General features: G+C 55.8%; 4 protein-coding genes. All 4 read left to right on the top strand.

The genetic code is table 11. The features are described from left to right. The coding region (locus MO867_RS20840; protein WP_252472690.1) for a terminase gpA endonuclease subunit at positions 1–995 on the top strand (995 nt) is incomplete at its 5' end. After that, positions 996–1,211 (top strand): DUF6148 family protein, encoded by a 216-nt coding sequence (locus MO867_RS20835; RefSeq protein WP_252472688.1) that lies wholly within the window; start codon positions 996–998, stop codon positions 1,209–1,211. Next, complete coding sequence (locus MO867_RS20830) at positions 1,211–2,692, top strand: phage portal protein (RefSeq protein ID WP_252472686.1); 1,482 nt, start codon at positions 1,211–1,213, stop codon at positions 2,690–2,692. Before MO867_RS20835 ends, MO867_RS20830 begins: the two co-directional genes overlap by 1 nt. Positions 2,693–2,701: 9 nt before the next feature. Beyond that, positions 2,702–3,977: head maturation protease, ClpP-related (locus tag MO867_RS20825; RefSeq protein ID WP_252472684.1), on the top strand; the 1,276-nt coding region annotated here is incomplete at its 3' end.

Raw genomic sequence — 3,977 nt, 5'->3', positions numbered from 1 at the left:
TGCGGGATTTTCTCGAAGCCGAACACGAAGCCAAAAGCGGCGATGAATCCGCGCGTATTGTTTTCCAGAACAACAAACTGGGCCGTCCCTACCAGTACGCCGCCAGCCGTTTACTGGACCACGAAGAGCTGCAGAAAGCCGCCGAGGATTACCCGGAATTAGTTTGCCCTGCCGATGGCCTACTGGTAACCGTCGGCATTGATGTACAGCACGATCGCCTGGCGATATCGATTCGTGCCTTTGGCCGCCATGAAGAAAGCTGGCAACTGTTCTGGGGTGAGGTCGATGGCGATACCGCGGATAAGCAAGACGACTGCTGGTCGGCCCTGGATAAGTTGGTGTTCCAAAGCTTCAAGCACGAGCGCTTCGGCGAAATCCGCGCAGCGGCAGTGAGTATCGACTCTAGCGATGGCGGCACCAGCAATGCCGTGTACCACTGGGTAAGAACGCGCGATAAAAAATATCGCGGTGTGCTGGTGATGGCGATTAAAGGTGACAGCCATGATTTCGGCACCAAGGAGATTTTCAACCAACCCCGGCAGGTGGATTTTAATAATCCCAAGCGCCGCACCAAGGCCGACCGCTTCGGGGTGAAGGTGTATATCGTCGGCACCCACAAAGCCAAGGATCTAATCGCCAAGCGTTTGCTGGGCACCAGCGCCTATATGCACAGCTGCAAGCATGTGCGGCAGGATTACTGGGAGCAGGTCACCGCCGAAGTGAAAGCACCCAGTAAGAAAAACAAAGGCCGGGAAACCTGGCAGCAGCGCCCCGGCCGGCCCAATGAGGGCACCGATACCGAGGTCTACGCATTACACGCCGCCCACGCCATGGGCATGCATAAATACAACGAAAAGAAATGGTCCACCATCGAATCGCGTCTGGGCCAACGCACGTTATTTAGCGAACCTAACCCATCACCCGACCAACCCAAGCCAGCTGCAAAACAACCACGGCGGCCATCACAGCCTGCCGGCTCCCTACTGGATAGTTAAATGTTTAAAACCGCACAGGAAATGGTCGACCTCTATATCGAGGCCGAGATAGACGTGCTCGCCGGAAAAACCACGGTCATTAATGGCCGCCAGTTTACTGCCGAGAACCTGCAAGAGATTCGCGCAGGCCGTCAGGAATGGGAGCGCCGCGCAACCGCAGAAACCTTAAAGGCCTCCGGCAAACGCCGTGGCCCCGCCTATGCGAATTTTTATTAATGAATACATTAGATTCTGTAATCGGGTTCTTTGCCCCCGAGACCGCCCTGCGCCGAGTGCAAGCGCGACGCGCTTTAAAAGTGGTTGCCGCCTATGAAGCCGCGCGGCCCAGTCGGCTGAGAAAAAACCCAGCGGATAATCGCAGCGGCGATCTGGTGGCCGATGGCGATGTAGAAACCCTGCGCGGCCAAGCCCGGCACCTGGAGCAAAACCACGATTTTGCCTGTGGCATTCTCACCACCCTGGTGAATAACACCATCGGCCCGCGCGGCATCGATGTGGAGTTCCAGCCCAAAACCAGGGAGGGCGATATCCATGAAGGGCTCGCCCAGCAGATGAATGACGCCCATCAAGAGTGGGCGCGGCGCCCGGAATGTACCCGGCAATTTAGCTGGGCCAAATCCCAACGGCTGCTGTGCAACACCTGGCTGCGCGATGGCGAAACGCTACTGCGGCATTTACAGGGCACGGTGCCCGGCCTAAAGCACCGCACCCCGGTGCCTTACACCATCGAATGTTTGGAGCCGGATTTTTTACCGGTCGGCTACAACGACCCCAGCCAACGCATCGTACAGGGCATCGAGAAATCTGCCTGGGGCGAAGCCAAAGGTTTTTGGCTGTACGACGAACACCCCGGCGCCTCGTTGAACTGGCGTATGAAACGCAGGCGCCACAGTGCCGACCATATCGAGCACCTGAAATTTGTACGCAGGCTGCACCAAACCCGTGGGGTCTCCATCTTTGCTGCGGTGATGAATCGCCTTACTGATATTAAAGACTATGAAGAAAACGAACGCGTTGCCGCCAAGATCGCCTCAGCCATGGTGGGTTTTATTCAAAAGGGCAGCCCTGATACTTATGACGCTGAGTCTTATGATGAGAATGGAAACCGCACTCTGGCTATCAGTGCCGGCGCCATCTATGACGATCTCCGCCCCGGCGAATCTGTCGGCACCCTCCAGAGCAATCGCCCCAGCGGTCTGTTAACTCCATTCTTGGAAACCATGCACCGCATGGCTGCCGCCGGCACCATGGCCAGCTTTAGTAGCATCAGTAAAAACTACAACGGCACTTACAGTGCACAGCGGCAGGAACTGGTAGAGCAGTGGGCCAACTACGAAACCCTCAGCCTGGAATTTTGCGCAGAGATTGTAGAACCGGTCACCCGGCGCTGGGTGCAGATGGGCCTGCTGGCGGATGCTTTTAAAGTGCCGAGTGATGTCGATCCATCTACGCTAATGCACGTCGATTTTATTACCCCGGTGATGCCCTGGATTAATCCAGCCCACGAAGCCAGCGCCGATGAAACCCTGCTGGAAAATGTACTGGTGAGCCCACAGCAGACTATCCGCCGCCGTGGCAAAAAGCCGGACGATGTGATTAAGCAAACCGCCGCCTGGCAGCAGAAATTAAAAGCCAGTGGCATTACCCCCCCAAGCAAACGCACTGCGGTCCCCGCAGAAAATACAGAATCTGAATAGGAGACCGCCATGACCAAAAAATCTTGGTACAGCATTACCGCTGCCGCCAATACCAGTGAAGCCGATATCTATCTGTACGACACCATCGGCTACTGGGACATGACTGCAAAAGATTTTGCCCGAGACCTTAAAGCACTCGGGGATGTCAGCAAAATTAATCTGCACATTAACTGCCCCGGCGGCGATGTGTTCGACGGCACCGCCATTTACAACCTGCTCAAAGACCATAAAGCGGAAGTGGAAACCTGGATTGAAGGCATCGCAGCCAGTATGGGCAGCGTGATCGCCCTCGCCGGGGATACCGTTCATATTGCCGAAAATGCTTATTACATGGTGCATAACCCCAGTGCCGGTGTTCGAGGTGATGAGCGTGCCCTGGAAAAAACCAAGAGTCTGCTCGCCAAAGTCAAAACCACCATGAAAAGCCTGTATTCCTCACGCACCGGAATGTCCGATGAGGCCATCAGCCAAGTGATGGACGACGAGACTTGGTATACCGGCGCAGAAGCGGTAGAGGCCGGCTTCGCCACCGATACCACCGCCGAAATCGAGATGGCCGCCTGCTTCAATGGCGCGCTACTCAATCAATTTAAAAACACCCCGCAAGCCATCAGCGCACTCGTTGCGCAGGGGCCAGCACAAGTTCGATTCCCGTCTGCGGTTGCAGGCACTCAAACCCAAACCCAAACCCAAACCCAAACCAAGGAAGCGCAAGCTATGACCACAACCCCCTCCACCACGCCAGCTGCAACCGCTGCGCCCGAGGTTACCCCAGAAATGAAAGCGCAGATTCAGGCCGATGCCAAAGCACAATTTGCCGCCGATGAGAAAAAGCGTAAAGACACTATTAAAGCGGTGTTTAAAGGCTTCGAAGCGCACAGCACCGTGATGCAAACCTGCCTGGATGATATGGACTGCACCGCCGAAAAGGCCAAAGACAAACTGCTCACAGCCCTCGGCAGCCAAACCCCAGCCCCGGTGCAAAGCTACAGTCTGGTGGTGCAGGAAGGCGAAGGCATCAAGCGCATGAAAGCCGATGCCGAAAATGCCATCGCCATGCGCGCCCTCGGTGAAAAGCGTACTGAAGGCAATGAACTCACTGGCTACACCATGATGGAAATCGCCCGCATCCTGATGCAGGCCCACGGCCAGAACCTGGCCGGACTGGATAAGATGGGCATTGTTGCAGCAGCCTTTACCCATAGTTCTGGAGACTTCGCCACCGTCCTCGGCAATATCGCCAATAAATCCATGCTCAAGGGTTACTCAGAAGCGGCAGAAGTCT

This window comes from Microbulbifer okhotskensis, from assembly GCF_023895975.1.
Classification (GTDB): Bacteria; Pseudomonadota; Gammaproteobacteria; order Pseudomonadales; family Cellvibrionaceae; genus Microbulbifer; species Microbulbifer okhotskensis.
This window is presented reverse-complemented; position numbering and strand designations above follow the sequence as displayed.

Coding starts and splice junctions, on each gene's coding strand:
- MO867_RS20830 (WP_252472686.1), top strand. CDS start 1,211: ATGAATACATTAGATTCTGTAATCGGGTTCTTTGCCCCCGAGACCGCC.
- MO867_RS20835 (WP_252472688.1), top strand. CDS start 996: ATGTTTAAAACCGCACAGGAAATGGTCGACCTCTATATCGAGGCCGAG.